23 protein-coding genes and 6 tRNA genes are annotated in these 24,418 nt (G+C 65.3%); 21 read left to right on the plus strand and 8 right to left on the minus strand.

Annotation, left to right across the window (positions count from 1 at the left end):
- From ON44_RS02960 to ON44_RS02970, 3 genes are all read left to right on the plus strand, one after another.
- The coding region (locus ON44_RS02960; RefSeq protein WP_040686232.1) for an AAA family ATPase at nucleotides 1-312 on the plus strand (312 nt) is incomplete at its 5' end.
- A gap of 139 nt (nucleotides 313-451) precedes the next feature.
- The gene (locus tag ON44_RS02965) at nucleotides 452-1,711 is read left to right on the plus strand and encodes a DUF58 domain-containing protein (RefSeq protein WP_040686269.1); all 1,260 of its coding nucleotides are present in this window, start codon (nucleotides 452-454) and stop codon (nucleotides 1,709-1,711) included.
- A complete protein-coding gene (locus ON44_RS02970) occupies nucleotides 1,708-2,163 on the plus strand; it encodes a hypothetical protein (RefSeq protein WP_051181420.1) in 456 nt (151 codons plus the stop codon). The genes ON44_RS02965 and ON44_RS02970 overlap by 4 nt, the downstream gene beginning before the upstream one ends.
- Here the strand turns inward: ON44_RS02970 and chsH3 are convergent.
- Both chsH3 and kstD read right to left on the minus strand, forming a co-directional pair.
- Nucleotides 2,156-3,016 carry an enoyl-CoA hydratase ChsH3 gene (chsH3, locus tag ON44_RS02975; protein ID WP_040686271.1) on the minus strand — a complete coding sequence of 287 codons (861 nt, stop codon included), beginning with the start codon at nucleotides 3,014-3,016 and terminating at the stop codon, nucleotides 2,156-2,158. The genes ON44_RS02970 and chsH3 overlap by 8 nt on opposite strands.
- A gap of 180 nt (nucleotides 3,017-3,196) precedes the next feature.
- Nucleotides 3,197-4,906: a 3-oxosteroid 1-dehydrogenase gene (gene kstD / locus ON44_RS02980; RefSeq protein ID WP_040686233.1), complete on the minus strand. Its 1,710-nt coding sequence runs from the start codon at nucleotides 4,904-4,906 to the stop codon at nucleotides 3,197-3,199.
- Nucleotides 4,907-5,095: 189 nt separating this feature from the next.
- Between kstD and ON44_RS02985 the strand changes: the two genes are divergently transcribed.
- From ON44_RS02985 to ON44_RS49895, 15 genes are all read left to right on the plus strand, one after another.
- Complete coding sequence (locus ON44_RS02985; protein ID WP_245566992.1) at nucleotides 5,096-6,760, plus strand: FAD-binding protein; 1,665 nt, start codon at nucleotides 5,096-5,098, stop codon at nucleotides 6,758-6,760.
- A 1-nt stretch (nucleotide 6,761) separates the two neighbouring features.
- The gene (locus tag ON44_RS02990) at nucleotides 6,762-7,547 is read left to right on the plus strand and encodes a 2-keto-4-pentenoate hydratase (protein ID WP_040686234.1); all 786 of its coding nucleotides are present in this window, start codon (nucleotides 6,762-6,764) and stop codon (nucleotides 7,545-7,547) included.
- Between the two features lie 10 nt (nucleotides 7,548-7,557).
- Nucleotides 7,558-8,472 (plus strand): acetaldehyde dehydrogenase (acetylating), encoded by a 915-nt coding sequence (locus tag ON44_RS02995; protein ID WP_040686235.1) that lies wholly within the window; start codon nucleotides 7,558-7,560, stop codon nucleotides 8,470-8,472.
- Between the two features lie 12 nt (nucleotides 8,473-8,484).
- Nucleotides 8,485-9,519: a 4-hydroxy-2-oxovalerate aldolase gene (dmpG, locus tag ON44_RS03000; RefSeq protein WP_040686236.1), complete on the plus strand. Its 1,035-nt coding sequence runs from the start codon at nucleotides 8,485-8,487 to the stop codon at nucleotides 9,517-9,519.
- Between the two features lie 404 nt (nucleotides 9,520-9,923).
- Complete coding sequence (locus ON44_RS46455) at nucleotides 9,924-10,934, plus strand: hypothetical protein (RefSeq protein WP_051181422.1); 1,011 nt, start codon at nucleotides 9,924-9,926, stop codon at nucleotides 10,932-10,934.
- Nucleotides 10,919-11,959, plus strand: coding sequence for a hypothetical protein (locus ON44_RS51625; RefSeq protein WP_063721505.1), 1,041 nt, complete (start codon nucleotides 10,919-10,921; stop codon nucleotides 11,957-11,959). Before ON44_RS46455 ends, ON44_RS51625 begins: the two co-directional genes overlap by 16 nt.
- 539 nt (nucleotides 11,960-12,498) lie before the next feature.
- Nucleotides 12,499-12,870 carry a hypothetical protein gene (locus ON44_RS03015; protein WP_245566993.1) on the plus strand — a complete coding sequence of 124 codons (372 nt, stop codon included), beginning with the start codon at nucleotides 12,499-12,501 and terminating at the stop codon, nucleotides 12,868-12,870.
- 8 nt (nucleotides 12,871-12,878) lie between these two features.
- The gene (locus ON44_RS03020) at nucleotides 12,879-14,630 is read left to right on the plus strand and encodes an asparagine synthetase B family protein (RefSeq protein ID WP_040686238.1); all 1,752 of its coding nucleotides are present in this window, start codon (nucleotides 12,879-12,881) and stop codon (nucleotides 14,628-14,630) included.
- Nucleotides 14,631-14,669: 39 nt separating this feature from the next.
- Nucleotides 14,670-15,401: a hypothetical protein gene (locus ON44_RS03025; protein ID WP_040686239.1), complete on the plus strand. Its 732-nt coding sequence runs from the start codon at nucleotides 14,670-14,672 to the stop codon at nucleotides 15,399-15,401.
- Between the two features lie 453 nt (nucleotides 15,402-15,854).
- Nucleotides 15,855-15,932 (plus strand) — tRNA-Tyr (locus ON44_RS49890).
- A gap of 4 nt (nucleotides 15,933-15,936) precedes the next feature.
- Nucleotides 15,937-16,012 (plus strand) — tRNA-Glu (locus ON44_RS03030).
- A gap of 18 nt (nucleotides 16,013-16,030) precedes the next feature.
- A tRNA-Phe gene (locus ON44_RS03035) sits at nucleotides 16,031-16,103 on the plus strand.
- A gap of 4 nt (nucleotides 16,104-16,107) precedes the next feature.
- A tRNA-Asp gene (locus ON44_RS03040) sits at nucleotides 16,108-16,180 on the plus strand.
- A 4-nt stretch (nucleotides 16,181-16,184) separates the two neighbouring features.
- Nucleotides 16,185-16,257: transfer RNA gene (locus ON44_RS03045), tRNA-Lys, on the plus strand.
- Nucleotides 16,258-16,361: 104 nt separating this feature from the next.
- Nucleotides 16,362-16,452: transfer RNA gene (locus ON44_RS49895), tRNA-OTHER, on the plus strand.
- Nucleotides 16,453-16,463: 11 nt separating this feature from the next.
- On the opposite strand, the gene ON44_RS03050 is transcribed toward ON44_RS49895, so the two are convergent.
- On the minus strand, nucleotides 16,464-17,033 hold the full coding sequence (locus ON44_RS03050) for a TetR/AcrR family transcriptional regulator (protein WP_040686240.1): 570 nt from the start codon (nucleotides 17,031-17,033) through the stop codon (nucleotides 16,464-16,466).
- Between the two features lie 114 nt (nucleotides 17,034-17,147).
- Here ON44_RS03050 and ON44_RS03055 point away from each other — a divergent pair, with 114 nt between their 5' ends.
- Nucleotides 17,148-18,590, plus strand: coding sequence for an MFS transporter (locus ON44_RS03055; RefSeq protein WP_245566994.1), 1,443 nt, complete (start codon nucleotides 17,148-17,150; stop codon nucleotides 18,588-18,590).
- A gap of 42 nt (nucleotides 18,591-18,632) precedes the next feature.
- Here the strand turns inward: ON44_RS03055 and hsaB are convergent, their stop codons facing one another.
- Genes hsaB through hsaA form a run of 4 tightly spaced genes read right to left on the minus strand, consistent with a single transcriptional unit; the run spans nucleotide 18,633 to nucleotide 22,184 of the window.
- Complete coding sequence (gene hsaB, locus ON44_RS03060; protein WP_040686242.1) at nucleotides 18,633-19,208, minus strand: 3-hydroxy-9,10-secoandrosta-1,3,5(10)-triene-9,17-dione monooxygenase reductase subunit; 576 nt, start codon at nucleotides 19,206-19,208, stop codon at nucleotides 18,633-18,635.
- A 26-nt stretch (nucleotides 19,209-19,234) separates the two neighbouring features.
- Nucleotides 19,235-20,140, minus strand: a complete 906-nt coding sequence (gene hsaC, locus ON44_RS03065; protein WP_040686243.1) for an iron-dependent extradiol dioxygenase HsaC — start codon at nucleotides 20,138-20,140, stop codon at nucleotides 19,235-19,237.
- Complete coding sequence (gene hsaD, locus ON44_RS03070) at nucleotides 20,140-21,018, minus strand: 4,5:9,10-diseco-3-hydroxy-5,9,17-trioxoandrosta-1(10),2-diene-4-oate hydrolase (RefSeq protein WP_040686244.1); 879 nt, start codon at nucleotides 21,016-21,018, stop codon at nucleotides 20,140-20,142. The genes hsaC and hsaD overlap by 1 nt, the downstream gene beginning before the upstream one ends.
- Nucleotides 21,019-21,020: 2 nt before the next feature.
- Complete coding sequence (hsaA, locus tag ON44_RS03075; RefSeq protein WP_040686245.1) at nucleotides 21,021-22,184, minus strand: 3-hydroxy-9,10-secoandrosta-1,3,5(10)-triene-9,17-dione monooxygenase oxygenase subunit; 1,164 nt, start codon at nucleotides 22,182-22,184, stop codon at nucleotides 21,021-21,023.
- 198 nt (nucleotides 22,185-22,382) lie between these two features.
- Between hsaA and ON44_RS03080 the strand changes: the two genes are divergently transcribed.
- Nucleotides 22,383-23,579, plus strand: a complete 1,197-nt coding sequence (locus ON44_RS03080) for a 3-ketosteroid-9-alpha-monooxygenase, oxygenase component (protein ID WP_040686246.1) — start codon at nucleotides 22,383-22,385, stop codon at nucleotides 23,577-23,579.
- Nucleotides 23,579-23,908 (plus strand): hypothetical protein, encoded by a 330-nt coding sequence (locus ON44_RS03085; RefSeq protein WP_083897623.1) that lies wholly within the window; start codon nucleotides 23,579-23,581, stop codon nucleotides 23,906-23,908. The genes ON44_RS03080 and ON44_RS03085 overlap by 1 nt, the downstream gene beginning before the upstream one ends.
- Here the strand turns inward: ON44_RS03085 and ON44_RS03090 are convergent, their stop codons facing one another.
- Nucleotides 23,909-24,319: a cupin domain-containing protein gene (locus ON44_RS03090; protein WP_040686247.1), complete on the minus strand. Its 411-nt coding sequence runs from the start codon at nucleotides 24,317-24,319 to the stop codon at nucleotides 23,909-23,911.
- Nucleotides 24,320-24,418 lie beyond the last annotated feature (99 nt).

Here is a 24,418-nt window from a genome sequence, read left to right on the forward strand (position 1 = left end):
GAATTCGTCACGGTGCATCCGGATGTGGTCAGCTATGTGGTCGCGCTGGCCGGTGCGACGCGGGCGCACGCGCAGGTCGAGGTGGGTGCGAGTCCGCGCGCCGAACTCGATCTGGTGCAGATGTCGCGGGCCCGCGCGCTGCTGCTCGGGCGCGACTATGTGATTCCGGAAGACGTCAAGGCGCTCGCCGTTCCGGCCATGGCGCACCGGATTACCTTGCGGCCCGAGATGTGGGTGCGGCGGATCCGCGGCGAGGACGTGATCACCGAATTGCTGCGCCGTCTGCCGGTTCCGCGCGCATCGGTGACATGATCCGACAGGAAAGGGCATGACCCAGCCGGATAACACCGCCGCCGCACCCGTCATCCAGGGGATCGCGGCGGCCAATGCCGCAGCGGCGCGACCGTCGACCAGAGACGAGCCGATGGCGGGCGGGGCGCGGCATCGGGATATGAGTGCCGCCGTCGAGGCCGAATTGCGTTGGCGTCCAGCGCCGTTGGTGTTCATGCTGGCGCTGGGCGCGGCGGTGGCGCTGCTGCTCGCGGTGGTGCTCGGCCGCTGGCAGCTGGTCGTCTTCGCGGCTCCGCTGCTCGGTGTGCTGGCCACCGCGCCGTGGCAGCAATCCAAGACCCGGATCCAGGTGGACGGCGGCGGCACGCTGCGCTGTTTCGAGACGGAGGAGGTCGTGACGACGATCGGTGTCTTCGTAGAATCGGGTCACGCGTTGCTTCGGCTGAAACCGGAGAAGTTCGCGGGACTCGGGATCGACATCGAGGAGGCGATCGATTCCGGGACGGCGCCCGCCGGGCTGCGGTTGGCTCTGACGGCGGACCGCTGGGGTCGCTATCCGCTGTCGGTGCGGGTCACCGCGCTGAGCCCGGCGGGACTGTCCGTGGCCTCCGCGGTGCTGCCCGCGGGGCAACTGTTCGTCTACCCGATCACCGACCCGCAGCGAATGAAGTTGCCGCGCACCGAACTTCCCGAACGGCTCGGCACCCACCTCACCCGCAAACACGGTCCCGGAGTGGAGTACGCCGATATCCGCGCCTACGCGCCCGGTGATCAGCTCCGCATCGTGAACTGGCCGGTGAGTGCGCGGCGCGGGCGACTATATGTCACCGAGCGGCTGACGAACCGATCCGCGGATGTGGTTGTGCTGGTGGATACTTCGCAGCAGGCGCCGGGCCCGGCCACCGATTCGCTCGAGCTGTCGGTGCGCGGTGCGGCACAGGTGGTGCAGTCGACGCTGCAGGCCGGGGACCGCACCGCGGTGGTCTGCCTCGGCCAATCCCCGCGCTGGCTGCGCCCGGATATCGGGCGGCGGCAGTTCTATCGAATCGTGGATACCGTGCTCGATGTCGGCGATGAGCATATTCCGACCACCGGCACCTTGGCGCCGCATGCGGCCGTGCCACTCGGTGCGATCGTCGTCGCCTTCTCCACACTGCTGGACACCCAGTTCGCGCTCGCGCTGATCGATCTGCGCAAGCGCGGACACGTAGTGGTGGTCGTGGATGTCTTGCGCGGCACACCCTTCCACGAACATCTCGATCCGACTTTGGCGCGGATGTGGAATCTGGAGCGTGCCTCGATGTATCGGGATATGGGAACCGTCGGCGTCGATATCGTGGCCTGGACCGAAGATGCCCGACTGGATCAGGTCATGCGATTGATCCCGGACCATCGCCGAACCGTAAGGGTGCGCCGATGATTCGATTCCTCGCCATGCTGTCCGGGGTCCTGCTGGTGACCTCGGTGACGTTGATGACGCCTTGGGCGGGAATTCCGGCGGTGGCGCTCGTAGTGGCGGGCTGGTGGTTCCGGATCCCCGCGGTTGGCGCGGTGCTCCTCGCGATCGGGGTGCTTGCCGCAGCGGACACGGGCGTACTGGCCGCTGCCGCGACAGGTTTGGTGGCCACGGCTTATCTGCTGAATACCGCGACCGTGTCCGCGCCGGTCGGTGTTGTGCCGACGACGGTGCCCTCGGTCATCGGTGCGGTGGTATTCGCCTTGGTAGCTGTCGGCGCGGCGCTGCTTCCGTTGCGCTTGGCGTGGGTCCCGATCGCCGCCCCGATCCTGGTGATCCTGCTGTACGCCCTGGTAATCCAGGGGATAGCGATCAAGCGGCCCGGTAATCAGACGACCGGGATGGCGCTCAGGTGAAGCGCAGGCTGACGTCCGCGAGGACGGGCGCGTCATCGCGATCCGCAACGGTGGCGCTGATGATCAGCTCGCCGTCGGTGCGCCAGATTCGGCTGCGGATGGTTTCGCCCGGGTAGAGGACCCCGGCGAAGCGGGCGCGGAAACCGGTAACCCGGCTCGCATCCGAATCGAGCACGGTATCGGTGGCTGTTTTACAGACGATGCCGTAGGTGCACAGGCCGTGCAGGATCGGGTTGGGGAAACCCGCGGCACGGGCGAATTCGGGATCCGAGTGCAGGGGGTTGCGGTCGCCGCACATGCGGTAGAGCAGGGCCTGCTGGGGGAGGGTCGGTGTGGTGACATCGAAATCCGGCGCGCGGTCGGGGAGTTCGGCCTTGGTGCTCGGTCCGCGTTCGCCGCCGAAGCCGCCCTCACCCTTGGCGAAGATGGAGGAGCGTGCGGTCCAGAGCGGTTCGCCGTCGGAGCCGGTGATCGTATGCTCCTGTACGACGACAGCGGCGGAGCCTTTATCCCAGAGTTCGGTGATGCGCCTGGTGATGGTCGCCTTGCCCGCCGCCGGGATCGGGCGGTGCACTGCTATCTCCTGGTGGCCGTGCACGACCTTCGCCAGATCGATATCTATGCCGGGGAACTGCACCTTCGGCGGTTCGGTGTCGTGGAAGGTAGGCGCCACGGTCGCGAAGGTCGGCAGCACCTGCGGTGCGCGGTCGTCGATGTAGCGTAGGTCGGCCGGATCCGTCCAGCGCGCGCCCGCCCCGAGGCCCAAGTGGTACAGCTGCACTTCGGACGGTGTCCAGGTGAACTCCCCGCTCGGGAGTTCCGCGCCGAGGGCGATTTTCGGGTCGATGGGCATCGAGTTCTCCTTGTGAATGCTTGTGGACAGATCCATCTGCCCGATGCGGCCGGGCCTGGTCCGGCGAGGTGGCCTGCGGTTCGACGCTCACGGGGACGGGTGCCGCCAACCGATCCTGCGGCTACCACATCCGCGTGGGCAAAGTGGCGTCCGCTCCGTGGGACGCCACGCCCACCTCGCCTACGCCTCGGCGGTGGCCTTGGCCGACTGCTGCTTCTTGCGCTCGGCGATATCCAGTACCGCCAGGTAGCCGAAAGTGATCGCGGGGCCGATGGTCGCGCCGGGGCCCGCGTACGTATGACCCATCACAGGGGTCGCGCTATTGCCGGAGGCGTACAGCCCCTCGATCACGGTGCCGTCCTCGCGCAGGACCCGCCCGGCGGTGTCGGCGACCAGGCCGCCCTTGGTGCCGAGGTCGCCCGGCACGATCTTGGCCGCGTAGAACGGACCCTGCACGAGCCCGGCAAGGCACGGGTTCGGCTTCACGGTCGGATCGCCGTAGTACCGGTCGTAGTGGCTGTTGCCGCGGCCGAAATCCTCGTCCTTACCGGTCTCGGCGAACTTGTTGAACCGCTCGACGGTCGACGTCAGATTCTCGGCAGGCACGCCGATCTTGGTGGCCAGCTCCGCGAGGCTATCGGCCTTGACAATCAGGTCGTTTTCCATCCAGCGGGACGGAAACCGCTGACCAGGCTGTAGTCCGGCGAAGATGTAGCGGTTCCGGTAGCGCTGGTCGAACACCAGCCATGCGGGGATGTTCTCGCCCGGACCCTCACCCTGCCCGTATTCGCCGCCGTACATGGTGTGCACAGCCTCGACGTAAGGAGCGGACTCATTTCCGAATCGCTTACCGTCGGCGTTGACCATGATGGTGCCGGGCAGATTCCGCTCGGCCAGCGCGAACCAAGGCCTTCCGCCCTTGAAGATGGTCGGCCCCCACCAGGAATCCTCCATGAAGTCGACCGCGCCGCCGGCTTCCATCCCCGCATTGATGCCGTCGCCGGTATTGGCGGCCGCGCCCGTGGTCCACTCGGTGGTGATGGGCTGGCGCTGGTATTTGGTGCGCATTTCGGCGTTGTGCTCGAAACCGCCGCTGCCGAGCACCACACCGTATTTGGCGGTGAACCGCACGGTCTCGCCGTTGTGCTCGGCCTCGACGCCGGTGACCACGCCGTTCTCCACGATGAGCTTGGTCAGTGGAGTGTTCAGCAGCAGCGGCACATTCGCGTCGATGAGCCCCTTGCGCATGGCGGCGATAATCGCCTGCCCCATGCCGAGGATGTGCTTACCGGTCCACTTGGCGAAGTAGGTGCGCGCGCCGACTCGCATGGCCCGCATGATGCCCTTCGGATGGCGACGGATCAGGTTGAGCCGGACGAAGTCGGCCTGCATGACGACGACATTGAGCGGGGCCTTGGCATACGGCGGCTCCAGGTTGAACCGCTCTTCGCCGAGGATCTTGGCATTGAACGGCGCTGGCTCGCACGAGCGGCCCTGGCCGAGGCCGCCGGGCGCCTCCGGGTAGTAGTCGGAGTAGCCGGGCACCCACTTCATCTTCAGGGGGGTGTGGTCGAGGACGAAGTCGAAGGCCTCCGCACCGCGGTCGATGTAGGTGTCGATCCGGTCCTTCGGCACCACGTCGCCGACGATGCTGTGCAGGTAGGTGCGGGCGTCCTCGCGGTCATCGGGACGGCCGGAGGCCTTGAGCGCTTTGTTGCCGGGGATCCACACGCCACCCCCGGAGCGTGCGGTCGACCCGCCGTAATGCGCGGCTTTCTCAATGATCACCGCGCTCAGCCCGTGGTGGGCAGCGGCGAGGGCGGCGGTCATCCCGGCGGCACCGCTGCCGACCACCACCACATCGTATTCCCGATCAGTCATGTAGAACACGTTATAGAATGGGACCGCATTTGGTCTATGTTGAGTGGCAGAAGACCCACTCGACGTTCCATTCGTCGAGAAAACTTGTTTCAGTTTCTGACCGGAGTGGTGTACATGGGCAGTGTTGTGTCGAGCGACCTGCAAGCAGTCGCTAGCGGCGTTGTGTCGAGCGACCTGCAAGCAGTCGCTAGCGGCGTTGTGTCGAGCGACCTGCAAGCAGTCGCCAGCGGCGAATGGGACCTGATCACCGACGTAGTCGTCGTCGGCTACGGCGCGGCGGGGGCCGCGGCCGCGCTGGAGGCGACCGAGGCGGGTGCACAGGTGCTGGTGCTGGAGCGTTTCGCCGGTGGTGGGGCGTCGGCGTTGTCCGGCGGCATCATCTACGCGGGCGGCGGCACCTCGGTGCAGCACGAGGCCGGGGTGCGCGATACGCCGGAGCAGATGCTGGCCTACCTCGAGCGTGAGGTCGGCACGGCGGTCACGCCCGAGACGCTGCGGCGGTTCGTGGACGAGAGTCCGGCGATGATCGAATGGCTGAAGGGGCACGGTGTGCCGTTCGAGGCGTCGCTGTGTCCGTACAAGACGTCGTATCCGAATGACAGCTACTACCTCTACTACTCAGGTAGTGAGGTCTCCGGTTACGGCCGCGAGGTCGCGACGCCCGCGCAGCGCGGACATCGGGTCAAGGGCAAGGGCACGTCGGGGAAGAAGCTCACCGGTCCGCTCGCCGCCTCGGCGTCGCGACGCGGGGTTCGGGTGGAAACCCTCACGCAGGCAACACGATTGATCACCGATGACAACGGCACCGTGATCGGCGTCGAATGTGAGTCACTGCGCGACGCCCCCGGGCGGGTCCGGGATCGCTACACCCGGATGGCGAATATCGCTGCCAAGCCGGGCATTTACTATCCGCCGCTGCGCAAGGCGATGGAGCGTCAGCTCGCGAAGCTCGATCGCCGGTACCGCACGACAATTCGGATTCAGGCCCGTCGCGGTGTGGTGCTCAGCGCGGGCGGATTCATCGCGAATCGGGAGATGCTGCGGGAGTACGGGCCGCAATACCGCGGCGGACTCGCGCTCGGCACCACCGGTGATGACGGCAGCGGCATCCGGATGGCCGAGCGGGTCGGTGCGGCGACGGATCGGATGGGCAATATCTCGGCGTGGCGATTCATCTTGCCGCCCAGTGCTTTTACCGGTTCGGTGCTGGTCGATGCGGAGGGTCGCCGGGTCATCGATGAGACCCGCTACGGTGCCGCGGTCGGCCACGCACTGATCACCGGACACGGCGGCAAGGGTTGGCTGCTCGCCGACGACGGACTCATGCGCACCGCGATCTCACAGATTCGGACGCAGTCGGCCTGGTTCCAGCGCGGACAGTTCGAGGCCATGCGGCGCAATGCTGTGCGCGGCGCAACTTTGGATGCCGTCGCGGCGAAGGCCGGTATCAATTCCGACGGGTTGCGTGCCACCGTCGCCGAGCACAACGCCGCGATCGCGAACGGTGCGCCCGATCCGGTCGGCAAGCCCGCCGAATTCACCAAAACGGTGGGGGCCGGGCCGTTCTGGTTGCTGGACGTGGGCATCAAACCGAGCGTTGTCAATCCGTGCCCGATGCTCACCCTCGGCGGAGTCGTCGTCGATGAGGACACCGGAGCGGTGAAATCCACTGCCGGAACCGATATTCCCGGCCTGTACGCGGCCGGCCGGACGGCGGTCGGAATCTGCTCGGACTCCTACGTCAGTGGATTGTCCCTGGCCGACTGCATTTTCTCCGGTCGGCGTGCGGGCAGATTCGCGGCAGGCGCCGAAGTGCTTTCGCGGGCAGCGCTGCCCGAAGCGACAACAGTGGAAGGAAACTAGCGTGCTGTCCGACGCGGTACGAATCGAATTGGCCGATGAACTCGAGGCCGCCGAACGCGATCGGGTCGGCATCGACCCGCTCGTCGCCCGGTATCCCGATATCGATGTCGTCGACGCCTATGAGATCCAGCTGATCAATATCCGGCGCAAACTCGACAACGGCGCGAAGGTGGTCGGGCACAAGGTCGGACTTTCGTCGCTGGCCATGCAGCGGATGATGGGTGTGGACGAACCCGATTACGGTCATCTGCTCGCGGATATGGAGGTCTTCGAGGACGTTCCGGTCGAGACCTCGCGCTATCTGATTCCGCGAGTCGAGGTCGAGGTCGGATTCGTGCTCGGCGCGGATCTGCCCGGCGAAGAATGCACCGAGGCCGATGTGCTCGCCGCGACGGTCGCCTACGCGCCGTCCATCGAGCTGATCGATTCCCGGATCAAGGACTGGAAGATCGGACTGGCCGACACCATTTCCGATAACGCGTCCTCGGCCGGTTTCGTGCTGGGTGCGCCGCGGGTTGCGCCGAAAGACCTGGATATCAAGGCCATTGACGCCGTACTCACCCGCAATGGTGAGGTGGTCGCGGAGGGGCGCAGCGACGCGGTGCTCGGCGATCCGGTGATCGCGGTGGCCTGGTTGGCGCGCAAGGTCGCCAGTTTCGGGGTGCGGTTGAAGGCGGGCGACATTGTGCTGCCCGGTTCCTGCACCCGCGCCATCGATGCCCGCGCGGGCGATTCGTTCCACGCCGAGTTCGCCGGACTCGGTTCTGTCCGTTTGCAATTCAAATAGGAGGCTTGCCGTGTCCGAAACGGGGACCGTCACCGCCGCGATCGTCGGATCCGGCAATATCAGCACCGATCTGCTGTACAAACTGCTGCGCTCCACCACGGTGGAACCGAAGTGGATGATCGGAATCGACCCGGAGAGCGAGGGTTTGAAGCGCGCCCGCGGGCTCGGGCTGGAAACCTCGCACGAGGGCGTGGACTGGTTGCTCGCGCAGTCGGAACTGCCGGATCTGGTATTCGAGGCGACCTCGGCATATGTGCATCGGGCGGCCGCTCCGAAATATGCCGAGGCCGGAATTCGCGCGGTCGATCTCACGCCCGCCGCGGTCGGACCCGCCGTGGTGCCGCCGGTGAATCTGGTCGGCGCGAATCTCGATGCGCCGAATGTCAATATGATCACCTGCGGTGGTCAGGCCACCATTCCGATCGTCGCGGCGGTATCGCGCGTGGTGCCGGTTGTCTACGCCGAAATCGTCGCCTCGGTGTCGTCGGTGTCCGCCGGACCGGGCACCCGCGCCAATATCGACGAGTTCACCAAGACCACCTCGCGTGGTGTGGAGACCATCGGCGGTGCGCAGCGCGGCAAGGCCATCATCATTCTGAACCCGGCCGAACCGCCGATGATCATGCGCGACACCATCTTCTGCGCGATCCCCGAGGACGCCGACACCGATGCGATCGCGGATTCCATCCACCGGATGGTCGCCGATATCCAGAAGTACGTGCCCGGCTACCGGCTGCTGAACGAGCCGCAATTCGACCCGCCGTCGGTGGTTTCCGGTGGGATGGCGAAGGTTTCGGTCTTCGTGGAGGTCGAGGGTGCGGGCGATTTCCTGCCGCCCTACGCGGGCAACCTCGACATCATGACCGCGGCCGCCACCCAGGTCGGCGAGGTCATGGCAAAGCAGATTCTGTCGGCCCGGGTGTAAAGGAGCTCAACCATGGCATATTCCGCAGAACTCGACATCCGCGTCACCGACACGTCGCTGCGTGACGGTTCGCACCACAAGCGCCACCAGTTCACCGCCGACGATGTCCGCAACATCGTGACCGCGCTGGACGGCGCCGGTGTTCCGGTCATCGAGGTGACGCACGGCGACGGCCTCGGCGGCTCGTCGTTCAACTACGGCTTCTCGCACACTCCCGAGCAGGAACTGGTCAAGATTGCCGCGGAGACGGCGAAGCAGGCCAAGATCGCGGTGCTCATGCTGCCCGGTGTGGGCGTCAAAGAGGACATCAAGATTTCCCAGGACAACGGTGCGTCGATCTGCCGCATCGCCACGCACTGCACCGAGGCGGACGTATCGATCCAGCACTTCGGTCTCGCGCGGGAGCTGGGGCTGGAAACCGTCGGCTTCCTGATGATGTCGCACACCCAGCCGCCGGAGGCGCTGGCCAAGCAGGCGCGCATCATGGCCGATGCCGGATGCCAGTGTGTCTACGTGGTGGACTCCGCGGGTGCGCTTGTGCTCGAACAGGTTTCGGACCGGGTGGCAGCGCTGGTCGCCGAACTCGGCGATGACGCTCAGGTCGGCTTCCACGGCCACGAGAACCTGGATCTGGCGGTTGCCAACTCGATCTATGCGGTTCGTGCCGGTGCGAAGCAAATCGACGGCAGCGCAAGGCGATTCGGCGCTGGTGCGGGTAATACGCCCGTGGAGGCGTTCGTCGGTGTCTGCGACAAGCTCGGTATCAAGACCGGTATCGATTTCTTCGCTATCGCCGATGCCGCCGAGGATGTGGTGCGGCCTGTCATGCCGCAGGAATGTCTGCTGGACCGCCAGTCTCTGATGATGGGCTATGCGGGTGTGTACTCCAGCTTCCTGAAGCATGCCGAGCGTCAGGCCGAGCGCTATGGGGTTTCGGCGGCCGAAATGCTGGTGCGCGCGGGCAAGCGCAAATTGGTCGGCGGGCAGGAGGACCAGCTGATCGACATCGCGCTGGAACTCCAGCGCGAGGCCTCCGTCTCCGCCTGACCCCTGGACCGCAAGGCCGCGTACCAACAGGTGCGCGGCCTTTGCACGACGGTGTCGCAGAGCTGGTGAGCGCCTCGCATAGGTTGCGGCTTGTGTGTGGCGCCCACTGGGTTTGCGCGAGCCACTGGCGGCGGTTCGACTGGTGCGCGGGCAGTCGCAAATCGGCGGCGGGCCAAGAGGACTAGCTGGTCGATATCGCGCTGGAGGTGGAGCGCGAGGCCTCCGCGTTATCCCTGGAAGGCCGCGATCGTTTTGGTCGCGGCCCTTTTGCGCTAGGGGTGGCGCATACCCGATGAACGCCTCGCAGACGTTGCGGCTTGTGTGCGGTGCCCACTCGATATGCGGCAGATGAATATTGGAATTCAGGGGTCGCGGATGGGTGGGGGAATCGGCGATCATGAATCGTGATCTGTCCGCATTGCAATGCGAACCTGCTGCGCAAGGAGCGCGGCGGTCGGCGCTGTTCGACGTGTAAGCGGGAATTCGCGCTCGAACCGAAGGAAAGCCCGCTCGGGCTGCACGATATCCGGATGCGCAAGCTCGCCGAGCGGCTCGGTGACGGGCGTGGACTGCGGTACACGCTGGTGCAGCTCTGGTATGCGGCCGGACGCAAGAAGGTTCCGGATGTGGCGCGCGTGTTCAAGCGGGTGCGTATCGGACTCGGGGTGGCCATTGTGGTGGTCGCCTTTTTCCTGATGGTGAGCGGCGCGGCGCCGCCGGGTGTGGTTTTCCCGCTCGGCGCGCTGGTTTTGGCGCTGGCCATCGTCGGAATCGGCGCGGCGCGGCCGTGGTTCCTGAGCCGGGCCACAGTGCGAATGCCGGTGTCGTACGACATCTTCCGCCGGGATGTGGTCGGTCGGTGGACGCCGATTTACGGTGGCCCGCCGCCCGGCTCGGTCGACGAGGGGCTGGTGCGGCCGCCGGCCGTGGACCGGCCTCGATTCGCGGTGTTGTGCCCGGATCGCAGCGTGCTCGCCTGCCTTGCCGCAAACAATGTGTCGCAGACCTGGGCCATGGCGCTGACCGACCGCATCGATCAACTGCCACTGGATGTGCCGGTGATCGTGCTGCACGATGCCAGCCTGCCCGGTATTGCGCTGGCCGGGAAGGCTCGCGTCGCACTCGGGAACCGGGCCGTGGTGGTCGGCCTGTCACCGCGTGCGGTACTGGCCAATGCGTCGGCGCTGCGGTTGCGGGAGCCACAGCCGCAGGACACCGCATTTCTGCATGGTGAACCGCTATCGGCGGCGGAGATCGAATGGCTTGCCGAGGGTTGGTGGTCCCCGATCGCCGCGATTCCACCCGCGAAGCTGCTCATGGTGCTGGAACGGGCGGTCGAGCGGATCGAGGATGCGTCCGATCCGGATCGCCGCCGCGCCCGCGAGGTAGGTTTCCTCACGTGGCCGACCCGGTGAAGCAGCACATGCTCGATCGGCTGCTCCGCATCGCGGCCGACCGCGCAGCCGCACCGAGCGGCATCCGATTCACCGAGCGTCAGCTCTATTACGAGGTCTGCCGCCTACTCGTGCCAACGCATCGAGTGCCGCGCCGGTTCGCCTTCACGGTCCCCGCGCCACTGAGCTACGCCACATTCCGCACCGCTCTCGACCGCCGAGAGTTCCCGGGCCTACTGACCCCCACTCCGCCCCGAACCACCCGCGCCGGACTCCACACCCCCGAACCCGACCTCTTCGACTACGGCCTACCCCGCCTACTCGTCTGCGAGTCCGACGCGATCGCACAAATGCTGCGCGCCAACGGATTACCCATGGAATCCGCCTGCCCGGTCCTCAGCGCAGCCGAACTCCCGATCGACCCCGGCATCGCCGAAATGCTCGCCCGAGTCGACGGCACCATCTACCTCCTGCACGACGCAAGCCCCCACGGCCTCACCTTCCCGACCCGGCTGGCGGACCTGACCGAGATTCCGGAGGGCGTACGAGTCGTCCCCTTGGGCCTGCGCCCCCGCCAAGCAGGCACCCTGCACCTGACCCACCTCCGCAGCCCGATGCTGAGTGCCGTTGCCGCGCAGGTTGATCCGCGGGAGCGCGAAGCGTCTCACCGCTCAGCGTCGAGCGCTGAAACAGCGCAGGTCCAGCCGAGCGAGCGCCGAGCTCCGCGCCCCGACTCGGCTGCTGAAACGGCGCAGGTCCAATCGAGCGAGCGCCGAGTTCCGCGTCCCGACTCGACCTCGAATGCTCGGGCGACGCACGTGGATTCGTGTGCGCGAGACGTGCCGCGCGCTCAGGCAGCACAGTTGGACTCATGGGAACGCGCTTGGCTACGGCGCGACAGGTTCGTCGAAATCGAAGCGGTGCGCCCGGCATCGCTACTGCGTACCGTGCACCGCCTCGTCCGTGAGGTTCGCCCACCCCGCACCGGCATGCCCGAACTGCGCCGCGCGCGAACCACGGGCTTCATGACTTGGCCCGCCGCATGAGGTCTCGCAATGCCGTGCACCAGCCGCGCGCAGTGATGACCGAGATCGATCGCTGGGAGCGCCTGGCGGCTGCATGGCCGCGGCATCGAACTGGATGCGATCGGCCCGGCTTCGCTGCCAAGCACCAAGTACCGCATCGCCGGAGAAGTTCGCCCATCCCGAACCGGTCTCAGCGACCTACGCGGCGCCCGGACGGTGCGCGTCCTGACTCGGTCCGCCGCATGAGATTCCAACGCACCATGCGGGAGCCGGGCACCGGGCGACCGAGGTCGACAGCAGGGGCCGCATGGCTGCCGAACGGGACGCCGTCCATCCGGCGTCGCTGCTGTGCGCCACCTGGCTCGCGAGGCGAGCACTCGACCCAACTGCGCTGTGCCCGGGACGCGGGCTTTCTGACTTGGCCCGCTGCATGAAAGGGAATTGCTGTGCCGGAGCATCGGCAGATTACGTATACCGATGAGTTGCTTGCTGACGGGTCTGTGCATCGGCGGTATGCCGATGGGCGTCAGGAGTGGCGGACGCGCATTGCGCAGGGGGCTGTGTCCTGGCGCGATGATCGGGGTAACTCGGGAACCGATGAGGCGCTCGGGCCGAAGATCGTGAAACGCTTGTACCACAACGGATCTGTGGTTTATGGCAGGGAGGCGGGATTCGGGCGGACGCTCTGGGGTGACGGAGTGTTGACCGTGAATCGGTCCTCGTTCGGTGGTCGGCTCGGCGGCATTCTGGCCGCGGTGGCGGGCGGTGCGCTGCTCGGTGCGTTGGTCATGCCGCCGAGTTCGCTGAGCCCAATGGAAGAGGAGGAGTTGCGCCGACAGGCGGCCGCGCAATCGTCCGGTTCCAGCGATGGGGGCGGCGATTACGGCGGTTGGGACGATGATGGCGGGGACGACGGCGGCGATTTCGGCTGAGGGAAACGATGTCTCGTTGGTGTGCTTTTCTGACGCCGGACGACCCGGCCGGTCAGGTGCGGGCGGTCGGCGGCAATCCGGTGTCGGTGACCGATTGTCATGCGTTGGGATTGCTCGACGGCCCCGGCGTCGCGGCCGGTCCTTTCAGCGTGCCTTCCGGCGCGGCTGGGGGGTCGGACCGTGTGCTGACGGCGGTCGGAGAGGTCACGCTGTTCAACGCGGTCCAACTGCGCGCGCGACTCGGTGCGGACGCACCGCCGCCGGACTGCGCCGATGGTGAATTGCTGTTGCACTGTTACGCACGGTTCGGCCTCGATGGAATCGCCGCGGCGGACGGCATGTTCGCCTTGGCCATCGCCGATGGCCCCGATCTGGTGTTGGTCCGCGACCACGTCGGGACCCGCACACTCTTCTATGCTCGCGCCGGTGCCGGGTGGGCCGCGTCCACGTCATTGCGGGCACTGCAGCGGTGGCCCGCATTGCGGACCGGCCTGCATCTGCCCGCGGTCCGCTCCTTCCTCACCTTTGCCTACCTGCCGGGACGTGAGACGCTGCTGCGCGACATCCACGAGGTCCTGCCAGGCCGCTGTGTTCGCCTGCACGGCGACGGCGCGATGACCGAGGAAACCTACTGGGAGCCAATCGAAGTCGAGGACACGCGGTCGGCGGCCGAGCACGCACTCGAACTCCGCGAACTGCTCGAGGACGCGGTCGTGCGACGACTGCCCGCGGGCGACCAGGTCGGGGTGCTGCTGTCCGGCGGTATCGACAGCAGTCTGGTCACCGCCCTCGCCGCCAAACTGCACGATCAGCGCGTGCGCTCGTATTCCATCAGCTTCGGCGGGACAACGCCGAATGAACTCGCGTACTCCGGACTCGTTGCCACGCACTGTAATACCGAACATCGAGTGCTCACCGTGCCCGGTGAGACAGTCGCGTCGCGTCTGGCGGAGACGGTGTCGCTGCTGGACTGCCCGGTCGGCGACCCGCTGACCGTACCCAATCTGATGCTGGCGGAAGCCGTTGCCGCAGACGGTATTCGGGTCGTGCTCAATGGCGAGGGCGGTGACCCGGTCTTCGGTGGCCCCAAGAACCTGCCGATGCTGATTTTCGAATTGTCCCGCGACGATCCGGCTCCGGACGCAAGAGCGCTGGCCTATCTGGACAGCTACCGCAAATGCTATGGCGACCTGCCGGTGCTACTGAGCCCCGACGTCCTGACCGCACTGGTGGACGCGCCGCCATTGACCGACCTGCTCTCGCCCTACCTGAGCCAGGACCGGATGACGGGCCTGCTGAACCAGTTGCTACACACCAACCTGCGCACCAAAGGCGCACATCACATCCTCACCAAGGTTGAACGGCTCACCGCCGCAAGCGGTTTGGAGGGTCGCGCACCGCTATTCGATCGCGCCGTCATCGACCACGCCTTCCGCGTGCCCGGGCGGTACAAGCTAGCTGGTACCAGCGAGAAGTGGATTCTCAAACAGGCTGTGCGCGACCTGCTTCCGGCGACCATCGTGGACCGCCCGAAAAGCGGGATGCGAGTCCCGGTGCAGCAGTGGCTTTCCGGGCCGCTGCGCGAACTCGGGCATGATTTGCTGCTCGGCTCGTCCGCGCGGGCGCGCGGCCTGTTCCGGGAAGACACCATCCGCTCGTGGCTGCGCGGCGACGGTGCGCTGCTGCCGCGGCAGGGCGGCAAGTTGTGGCTGGTGTTGTCGTTGGAGCTGTGGTTGCGGTCCTTCGAAGTCGGGCCGTGAGGAGTCTGACCCGCATTCGTACGTTGAGGTAGGAGCCGAATGTCCGATCCCCGAATAAAGCACCACGCGGACGACGAGAACGAGATCCACAACCTGGCCGAATTCGTCGACGCTGGACGCAATGTCGTTACGCCCGTGGCACAATTCCCGCCCGAGGTCGCCACGGTAGTCGTCCAAGCCTTCGCCCAGATCGTCCGGAACGCGAAGGCAAGTCGTGCCGCGACCGTACCCGACGCGGATGGCATCATCCGTTCCCAGACCTTCGAAGAGGGCGACGTCTACATGATCGAGTCGCCCTTCGACGGCTTCTTCGCCGACCGCTACATCATGGACTTCTACAATGCCGAGGAACGCGGCATCTGTTCGCGCATGCATCTGCACACCGGCCTGCGCTTCGTCCGCATGATGACCGGTCCGGACACCCACATCCGGGTGAGCAGCCTCTCGCCGTTCCGCGTAACCGACGTCGCAGGCGTTACGCCCTTCGCACCCAACCAATTCGAGGACGACCTACCCGACACTCCACCCGGCCTGCACCGCACCAGATACAACCTGATCGTCCCGCCCTGCTCCTTCGTCGATATGCAGATCCCCCGCGGCGTGAGCCATCAGTTCAATGCCATCGGCCCCCACGCCGTCATCGACTCGGTCCATCCGGAAGAGTCCATCGAGGTCTTCCGCGAACAGATGTCCGGCTTCAAGATGATGGCCCAAACCGTCTTCCTGGCCGAGGAATTGCCGGACGCCGCCACCTGCACCTCGCTCACGTAGCGGACTCGACCATGTCTGTCCGCGCGGTAGCGTCGCACGCCTGATGGGGCGCTCGCATATCCAGTGGACACCTCGCAAAGGTTGCAACCTATGTGCGACGGCCACGCGATGTGCGACAGCCTATTTGGGCGATTTAATTCGGTTGCGGTCTCGCGGAGCGGTGCATACCTTGGATATACCGAAGTTCAAGGGAAGGATCGGCAATGACCACCAAGGCGAAATTCGAGAAGCGTCCGCGCTTGTTGGATGCTGCCTTGGAAATCGGGTCCTCGCAGAGTATTTCGTCGTATGACATTTCCGGCGCCGCGTGCAGTCCGTGACATAGCTCTTGTGTCGCAACGGGTCGCACCAGGCAAACGCCAGGGTGCGGCCCTTCTTGATTTTGCGGTCGGCACCCGTTCAACCACACCTATCGCCTTCGAAAATTGAACAGGGACAGCGTATTTCGCGCTGGGGGATGATGGGCCTGGTGGCTCACCCTGACTGTAAATCAGGTGCTTCGGCAGGTAGGTTCGATCCCTACCGTCCCCACTGCGGCGCAGTTGCTCTGTTGGTATGGGCAACCTGACTTTCATTCAGGGACCACGTCGGTTCGATTCCGATCTGCGTCACAACAGTTTTCGTTCCACGGTTTCTTAGCTCAGTTGGCAGAGCACTCGGTTGAAGCCCGAGGTGTCGAAGGTTCGAATCCTTCAGAAACCACGATGGCCTCGTGCTCTGCTGGTCGAGCACTCTGATTGTCGATCAGAACGACGCGGGTTCGATTCCCGTCGAGGTCGCGATGCGCCTGTAGCTCAGTTGGTAGAGCTGCGGACTTTTAATCCGAAGGTCGTAGGTTCGATCCCTACCGGGCGCACTACCGGGAAAGTCAACCAGACGGGCGTCTGGGATCGCTTGCTAAGCGAATCGAGGCCTGAAACCTTGGGGATCGTGCCCTCGTCTTTCCGCCACGCTCACCTCGGAAAGTCATGCGGACCGGCGTCCGTCACCGTCTTGAAAACGGCTGGTCCCATGCGAATGGGATGGGGATCGACACCTCGGCTTTCCACCACCGATACCGCTTCAGTTCGTCGCGCGCATCCCGTCCAGTGTCACATCGAGCATCCGAGGGGCGGCTTCGGGAACTGTTTCGCAGGCGATCCCGATGCCGTGACCGAATCTGAGCAGATCGCGTGGTTCGATATCGCGACGGATATCGCCCGAATCCTGCGCCGCCTGCAGCAGCGCGGCCGCCGCATCGGTGATCAGCGTTCGGCACAGGGTGAAGGTCGGAGAGCCCTTGTCCATGCCGGCCTTCAAGGTGGTCGCGAGGCTGCGGTTGTCCATCACCCATTGCACCTGTTCGCGTAGCCATATTTCTAAAGCTTCAGTGCCCGAATGGGTTTCGAGCAGGCTGTGCGCGCGGGCGCTCAATTGTTCGATGCTGGAACGGTATACGGCTTCGATCAGCACCTCGCGGCTCGGAAAGTGCCGGTAGAGCGTGCCGATGCCGACTCCGGCGCGGCGGGCGATCTCTTCCAGTGGGGCGTCTGGTCCCTGTTCGGCGAATGCCTCCTGAGCGGATGTCACGATCCGCACGTAGTTGCGCCGGGCGTCCGCGCGCATCGGCCGTCCCGTCGACGATGCTGCCATATTCCCTCCAGTGGAAAACGGAAGGACCCTCCAGATAGGCTTGCATAACTGGAGGAACCCTCCATATGATAACTCTATCGGAAGCGGAGGCTCCCTCCGTTTGAGTCCCATTCGATGGAGCGTTCTTTGTCCACCACCATGTCCGCGGACACCCGTGTGCCCGCAATCTCCAGCGCCGGTCGGCTCCGATCCGGCATTGTGCTGGTCACGCTGCTGACCTGCCAATTGATGATCATCCTCGACATCACCGTGATGAATGTGGCGCTGCCACGCATCCGCACCGACCTGCACTTCAGCGCGACCAATCTGTCCTGGGTGATGAACGCCTACACCCTGGTCTTCGGCGGTCTACTGCTGCTCGGTGGCCGTGCCGGTGATCTGTTCGGCCGTCGCAACCTGTTCATCGCAGGCACGGCACTGTTCACGCTGGCCTCGCTGGCGGGCGGGCTGGCGCCGTCGGCCACCTGGCTGCTCATCGCCCGTGTTGTGCAGGGCATCGGCGGGGCCATGGCCAGTCCCAGCACCCTCGCGCTGCTGACCACCACATTCAGTGAACCGAAGGCCCGGATGCGGGTGCTCGCGCTGTTCTCCGGCATGTCCAGTGCGGGTTTCGCGATCGGTCTGATCATCGGCGGCCTGCTGACCGAATGGCTGAGCTGGCGCTCGGCGCTGTTCATCAATGTGCCCTTCGGCCTGGCCGTCGTCGTGCTCGCGCTGCGCTATCTGCCGGATGCCGAACGTCAGCCCGCCCGCCTCGACCTGCCCGGTGCAGTAACCGCGACGGGGGGTGTCGCCGCCCTGGTCTACGGCTTCATCAGCGCCGCATCACACGGCTGGAGCGATGCGGGAACCGATATCTGGCTGGCTGTCGGCGCGGCACTGATCATCGCCTTCCTGACCATCGAGGCACGCACGGCCCAGCCCCTACTGCCGCTGCGGCTGTTCGCCGATCGCAATCGCGCCGCGGCCTACGCCAATATGTTCCTCGGTCCGATGGCCGGTATGTCGATGTTCTTCTTCCTCACCCAGTACCTGCAGGAAGTGCGCGGATTGAGCGCGCTGGCAACAGGTTTCGCCTTCATGCCGACCGCGCTGATGATGTTCACCATGATCCGGCTGATCCCGCGGCTGCTGCCGCGCTTCGGTCCGAAACCGGTGACGGTAATCGGCACGCTGCTGATGGCGGCCGGTTTGGTGCTGCTGACCCGATTGACCGTCGACACCGCCTACTTCCCGATGCTGTTCATCGCCATGATCCTGATGGGAAGCGGTATCGGCCTCGCCTTTTCGCCGCTCAATGTGATCATCATGTCGAGCGTTGCGCCGACCGAAGCCGGTGCCGCAGGCGGCGCACTGCAGACCTTGCAGCAGACCGGTGCCTCGCTCGGCCTCGCCATTCTGGTCACCATCTTCGGCACCGCCGCCCGCGATGCCGGAGGTTCGGCACACCACGCCCTGGTCAGCGGCATCACCACCGCCTTCGCCGGCGCCGTGGTCATCGCCGCGCTGACCTTCGTCGTCGCTCTCACCTTCCGCAGCACGCGTACTGCGGAGTGAAATATGGCCCCGCCCAGGTGATTCCGGGCGGGGCCACATTTTCTACAGCCAGGTGTCCAGCGTTGTCGTCGTCAGGAAATGCTCCAGGTCGTGCCGCCAGGGAGCCGGGACGGTCTTCTCCGGTTCGATGGCGGTGTACTGGCCGCGGTAGAACAATAGCGGCCTGCCGGAGCTGGTCGACTCCGACAGGGCCAGTACTCGGCCGATCACGATGTAGTGATCGCCGCCGTCGACGACGCTGTCCACTTTGCACTGGATGGTGGCCAAGGCGTCGTCCAGGAGCGGGAGCTCCAGTTCCGAGGTGTGCCAATTGGTTTCGGCGAACTTATCGGGTTCGCGGGAACCGAAGCGGGCACACAGTTGCTGCTGTTCCTCGGCGAGGACATTCACACAGAAGCCGCCGGACTGTTCGATGGCCGCCCAGGACCGGGAGGTCTTGGTCGGGCAGAACAGCACCAGGGGCGGGTCGAGGGACAGGGCGGCGAAGGATTGGCAGGCGAACCCGATCGGGGCACCGTCGGCATCGAAGGTGGTGATCACCGTGATGCCGGTACAGAACTGCCCCAATACATTTCGGAACTGTCGCCCGTCGATCGCCGGATATTCGTCGGTCGTCATCGTCTCCCTGCTCGCCCTGTCGAACACTACTGCTGCCGCTGTCCGACCGTGAAGTCGTGACCCCACAGGCTGACCGCGGTGGATTCCCGTGCGATCCAGTCGGCGTCGTCGACTTCCAAACCTTCACAACCGAATTCGACGTCGAAGCCGCCCGGTGTCTTCATATAGAACGACAGCATCTTGTCGTTGACGTGTCGGCCCAGCGTCGCCGACATCTTCACCTTCTTGCGCAGTGCGCGATCCAGGCAGAGCCCGACATCGTCGGAGCCCTCCACCTCGAGCATCAGGTGCACGATGCCGCTCGGGGTCGGCATGGGCAGGAAGGCCAGCGAGTGGTGGCGCGGGTTGCAGCCGAAGAAGCGCAACCAGGCCGGTTCACCGTCGGCGGGCCGCCCGACCATCTGCGGTGGCAGCCGCATCGAATCGCGCAGCCGGAAGCCGAGCACATCGCGATAGAAGGTCAGCGCCGCCGCATCGTCCTTGGTGCTGAGTACCACATGGCCGAGTCCCTGCTCGCCCGTGACGAATCGGTGCCCGTAGGGGCTGACCACGCGCCGATGTTCCAGTGCCGCACCGTGAAACGCCTCGAGGGTATTGCCCGAGGGATCCTCGAACGAGATCAGTTCGTAGACCCGGCGATCGGCCTTCTCCTGTGCGGTGCCCTCCTTGAACGGCACCCCGGCCGCATCCAGCCGGTCCCGAATATCCTGCAGATCAGCGGCATTGGCGGTCTCCCAGCCGGAGACCTGCAGCTGATCCTTCTCACCCGGCGAGATGACGAGCCGAGCCGGGAAGTCGTCCATGCGCAGATACAGCGCCTCGGGATTGCTGCCCTTGCCCTCGACCATGCCGAGCACCTTGAGCCCGTATTCGCGCCAGGCCGCCATATCGGTGGCCTCGATGCGCAGATACGCCAGTGATCGAATGCCCATCACTTCTCCTTCACACCGGCAAGGAAATCCGTTGCCAGCCGGTTGAATTCGTCGAACTTCTCCAGCTGGGCCCAGTGTCCGCAACCGCCGAAGACGTGCAGCTGCACCCGTGGAATCATCTTCGTCGCGACCAGCGCTCCGTCGAGTGGATTCACCCGATCTTCCCGGCCCCAGATGAGCAGCACCGGCTGGCGCAGCTTATAGGCGTCCCGCCAGATCATGCCCTGCTCGAAATCGGCTCCGGCGAAGGACTTTCCCATCGCCCTGGTAGCGGCCAGCGCCTCGGGCGTGCTCGCCGAGGCGAAGCGCTCATCGATCAGCTCGTCGGTGATCAGCGACTGATCGAAGACCATGATCCGCAAAAATGCCTCCAGGTTTTGCCTGGTCGGCTCGTAATTGAACTTCGCGAGGTTCTTCACACCCTCGGTCGGATCCGGGGCGAACAGGTTGACGCTCAACCCGCCCGGACCCATCAGCACCAGCTTGCCCGCCCGATCCGGATAGTCCAGCGCGAATCGCACCGCGGTACCGCCGCCGAGTGAATTGCCGAGCAGATGTACGCGTCCGGTGATCTCCAGCGCATCGAGCAGATCCTTCAGCGCCGACGCGCTGTGCGCGAAGTACTGCGGATGCTCGGTCGGCTTGTCCGAGAGCCCGAATCCCGGCTGATCCACGGCGAGCACGTGGAAATCGCGTGCCAGCACCGGGATATTGCGGGCGAAGTTCGACCACGAGGAGGCGCCGGGCCCGCCGCCGTGCAGCAGCACGATCGTCGGGCCGTTGCCGACTCCGGCCTCGTGATAGTGCAGGCGCAGATCGGGCCGCGCCTGCGCATATCGCGAGGTCGATTCGAAGGTGAGTTCGGTTGTCGCCGTCACGGCTAGACCATGCCGTCGGTGACCGGAAGCCCGAATTCGTGCGTGCCGTACATGACATAGGCGCGCTCGGGATCATTGGCGGCGTGCACCCGACCGGCGTGCGCGTCGCGCCAGAAGCGTTGCAGCGGAGTGCCGTTCGCGAGTGCGGTGGCGCCGGAGGCTTCGAAGAGCTTATCGATCGAGGCAATCGCCCGGCCGGTCGCGCGCACCTGGTCGCGGCGTGCTCGCACCCGAAGGTCGAACGGAATCTCCTTGCCCGCCACCAGCAGTGCGTATTCGTCGGCGACATTGCCCGACAGTTGACGCCAGGCCGCATCGATATCGCTGGAGGCCTCGGCGACCCGCACCTTGGTGAACGGATCGTCCTTGGCCTTCTCACCGGCGTAGGCCGCCCGCACCCGCTTGCCCTGATGCTCGACATGGGCGGCGTACGCGCCATAGGCCATACCGACGATCGGCGCGGAGATGGTGGTGGGATGGATTGTGCCCCAGGGCATCTTGTACACCGGATCGGTGTTCTGCTCCAGGCCGGGGGAGTTCAGCTCACTCATCGCGCGGAAGCTCAGGAACCGGTGCGACGGCACGAAAACATCTTCCACCACAACCGTATTGGAGCCGGTGCCACGCAGGCCGACCACATTCCACACGTCATCGATGCGGTAGTCGGTGCGCGGAATCAGGAAGCTGCCGAAGTCGACCGGCTTACCGTCCTTGATCACCGGACCGCCGAGCACCGCCCAGGTGGCGTGATCCGAGCCCGAGGACCAGGCCCACGCACCCTTGACGATATAGCCGCCGTCGACGACCGTGCCCGCGCCCATCGGGGCGTACGACGAGGAGATCCGGACCTCGTTGTCCTCGCCCCACACGTCCTCCTGCGCCTGCTGTGCGAACAGCGCGAGGTGCCAGTTGTGCACGCCGACGATGCCCGCGACCCAGCCGGTGGAGCCGCATGCGCTGGCGAGCTTGCGAACTGTGTCGTAGAACACGACCGGATCGGCCGCATGGCCGCCCCACTGCTTGGGTTGGAGCAGGCGGAAGAAGCCGGTCTCCTGCAGTGCCTTCATCGATTCGTCGGGGATGCGTCGCAGGTCCTCGGCCTCCTGCGCGCGCTCGCGCAGCGTCGGCAACAGTGCTTCGACCCGTTCGGTCACTTCTTGCGTCATCGCGGGACCTGCTCCTGCCTGGTCGGATTGGTAACCGGTACTCATTTGCCTCTGAGACTAGAACAGGTTCTTATTTCTGTCGAGAACGGGTGACCATAAGGGGCATTCGTCACCGATTCGCAGGTGGTCGGCGGAATCGCTGGCGTGGAACGCGACATTTTTGTAACGTGTTCTAGTACAGAAGGAGGAGGAATCGCGATGGCAGTTACCCCACTGGGGAGCGGTGCGAAGGTCCGCGAGCTCGATGTGGGCTCCGCACCCACCCGATATGCGCGGGGATGGCATTGCCTCGGTTTGGCGAAAACGTTCCGCGACGGCAAGCCGCACGCGGTCGAGGTGTTCGGAACCAAGCTCGTCGTCTGGGTCGACAGCAATGACGAACTCCGGGTGCTGGACGCCTACTGCAGGCATATGGGTGGCGACCTGACCATGGGCGAGGTCAAGGACGGCGATATCGCCTGCCCGTTCCACGACTGGCGCTGGTCCGGCACCAGTGGCAAATGCACCGCGATTCCCTATGCGCGGCGCGTGCCGCCGCTGGCGCGGACCCGCAAGTGGACCACGCTCGAGCGCAATGGACAGCTGTTCGTCTGGCACGACCACGAGGGGAGCCAGCCGCCGCCGGAGATCACCATTCCGCACATCGTCGGGCCCTACACCGACACGGATGGCAATCCGAGCGAAGAGCTCGACAGCGGGTGGACCGAATGGACGTGGAACTCCCTGCTGATCGAGGGCGCGAACTGCCGCGAGATCATCGACAACGTGGTGGATATGGCCCACTTCTTCTATATCCACTTCGCCTTCCCGACGTACTTCAAGAACGTCTTCGAGGGGCATATCGCCACCCAGTTCCTGGAGACCAAGGGTCGTCCCGATATCGGCATGGCCTCCAAGTACGGCGGCGACACCCTGCTGAAGTCGGAGGCGTCGTACTTCGGGCCCTCTTACATGATCAATCCGCTGGTCAATATTTACAGCGGATACGAGGTCAAGAGCGTCCTGATCAACTGCCACTACCCGGTGACACAGGATTCGTTCGTGCTGCAGTGGGGCGTCTCGCTGGAGAAGCCGAAGGGCGTCGAGGGTGAGATGGCCGATAAGTTGGCCGCGAAGATGACCGAAGGCATCAGCGTCGGGTTCCTGCAGGATGTCGAGATCTGGAAGCACAAGTCCAAGGTCGAGAATCCGCTGCTCTGCGAGGAGGACGGCCCCGTCTACCAGCTGCGTCGGTGGTACGACCAGTTCTATGTGGATCTGGCCGACGTGACCGACAAGATGACCCAGCGCTTCGAATTCGAGGTGGATACCACCAAGGCGAATGAGGCATGGGAGGCCGAGGTCGCCGAGAACCTGCGGCGCAAGCGGGAAACGGAAGCGGAAGCAGGCGTCTGATGGCGGGAACCTGGGCGAAAGCACCCGACTTCGCCGACCAACCGGCGCGGCGGGCCGCGGTGCAGGCCCAGACCGTGGTCGACAAGCAGCGCTATCTGGAGGAGGGGCTGACGCCGCTGCGGTGTCAGTCATGCCAGACCGAGGTGCTGGTGCGCAAGAGTTCGTCGCACCAGACCTCGGTGCAGTGGACCGAGAATCCGGCCGCGCGCTGCCCGGTTTTCGCCAGGCTCAGTGCGGAGGGCTACGGACCTGGGCGTCCGGAAACCTGTGCGCAACTGGAGAAGACGATCAGATGGGCCGTCGACGAGGGTGTGCTGGAAATCGACTGATCAGTCGAGAGTGAAGTCGGCGAAGTCGAATCCCGGTGCAACGATGCAGCTCACCAGCACATATTCAGCGCCGACTGGCCGCGCGGCCTGACTGACCCCGCCGGGCACCACCGCCTGCAATACCTGCCCGTGCTCGACATCGGGCCCGAGGATGATCTCCTCGCCCCCGATGTCGAGCGCCAGCGCCCCACCCCGATGCCACAACCACACCTCATCCGACCGCACCGTATGCGGCGCTGACCGCTCACCAGGCATCAACAGGAAATAGATCGCGGTCCCACTGGCTCGCGGCCCGGGGTAGCCCTCCGGCCTGAATTCCACCGCACTACGCCAGGTTTGCCGATACCACCCGCCCTCGGGATGCGGCTCCAAATCCAGTGCGACGGCCAGCGCAGGTCGATCATCGCTCATGCCTGCGCCCCGCTGACGAGGCTCCGGCACGAGCGATGTTCGGCTGTGTTCTCTGTTCGCTCGCTCATGCCCCGACTATGCCCGATCGACGGTCTCGGG

Source organism: Nocardia vinacea NBRC 16497 (assembly GCF_000308835.1).
GTDB classification, from domain to species: domain Bacteria; phylum Actinomycetota; class Actinomycetes; order Mycobacteriales; family Mycobacteriaceae; genus Nocardia; species Nocardia vinacea.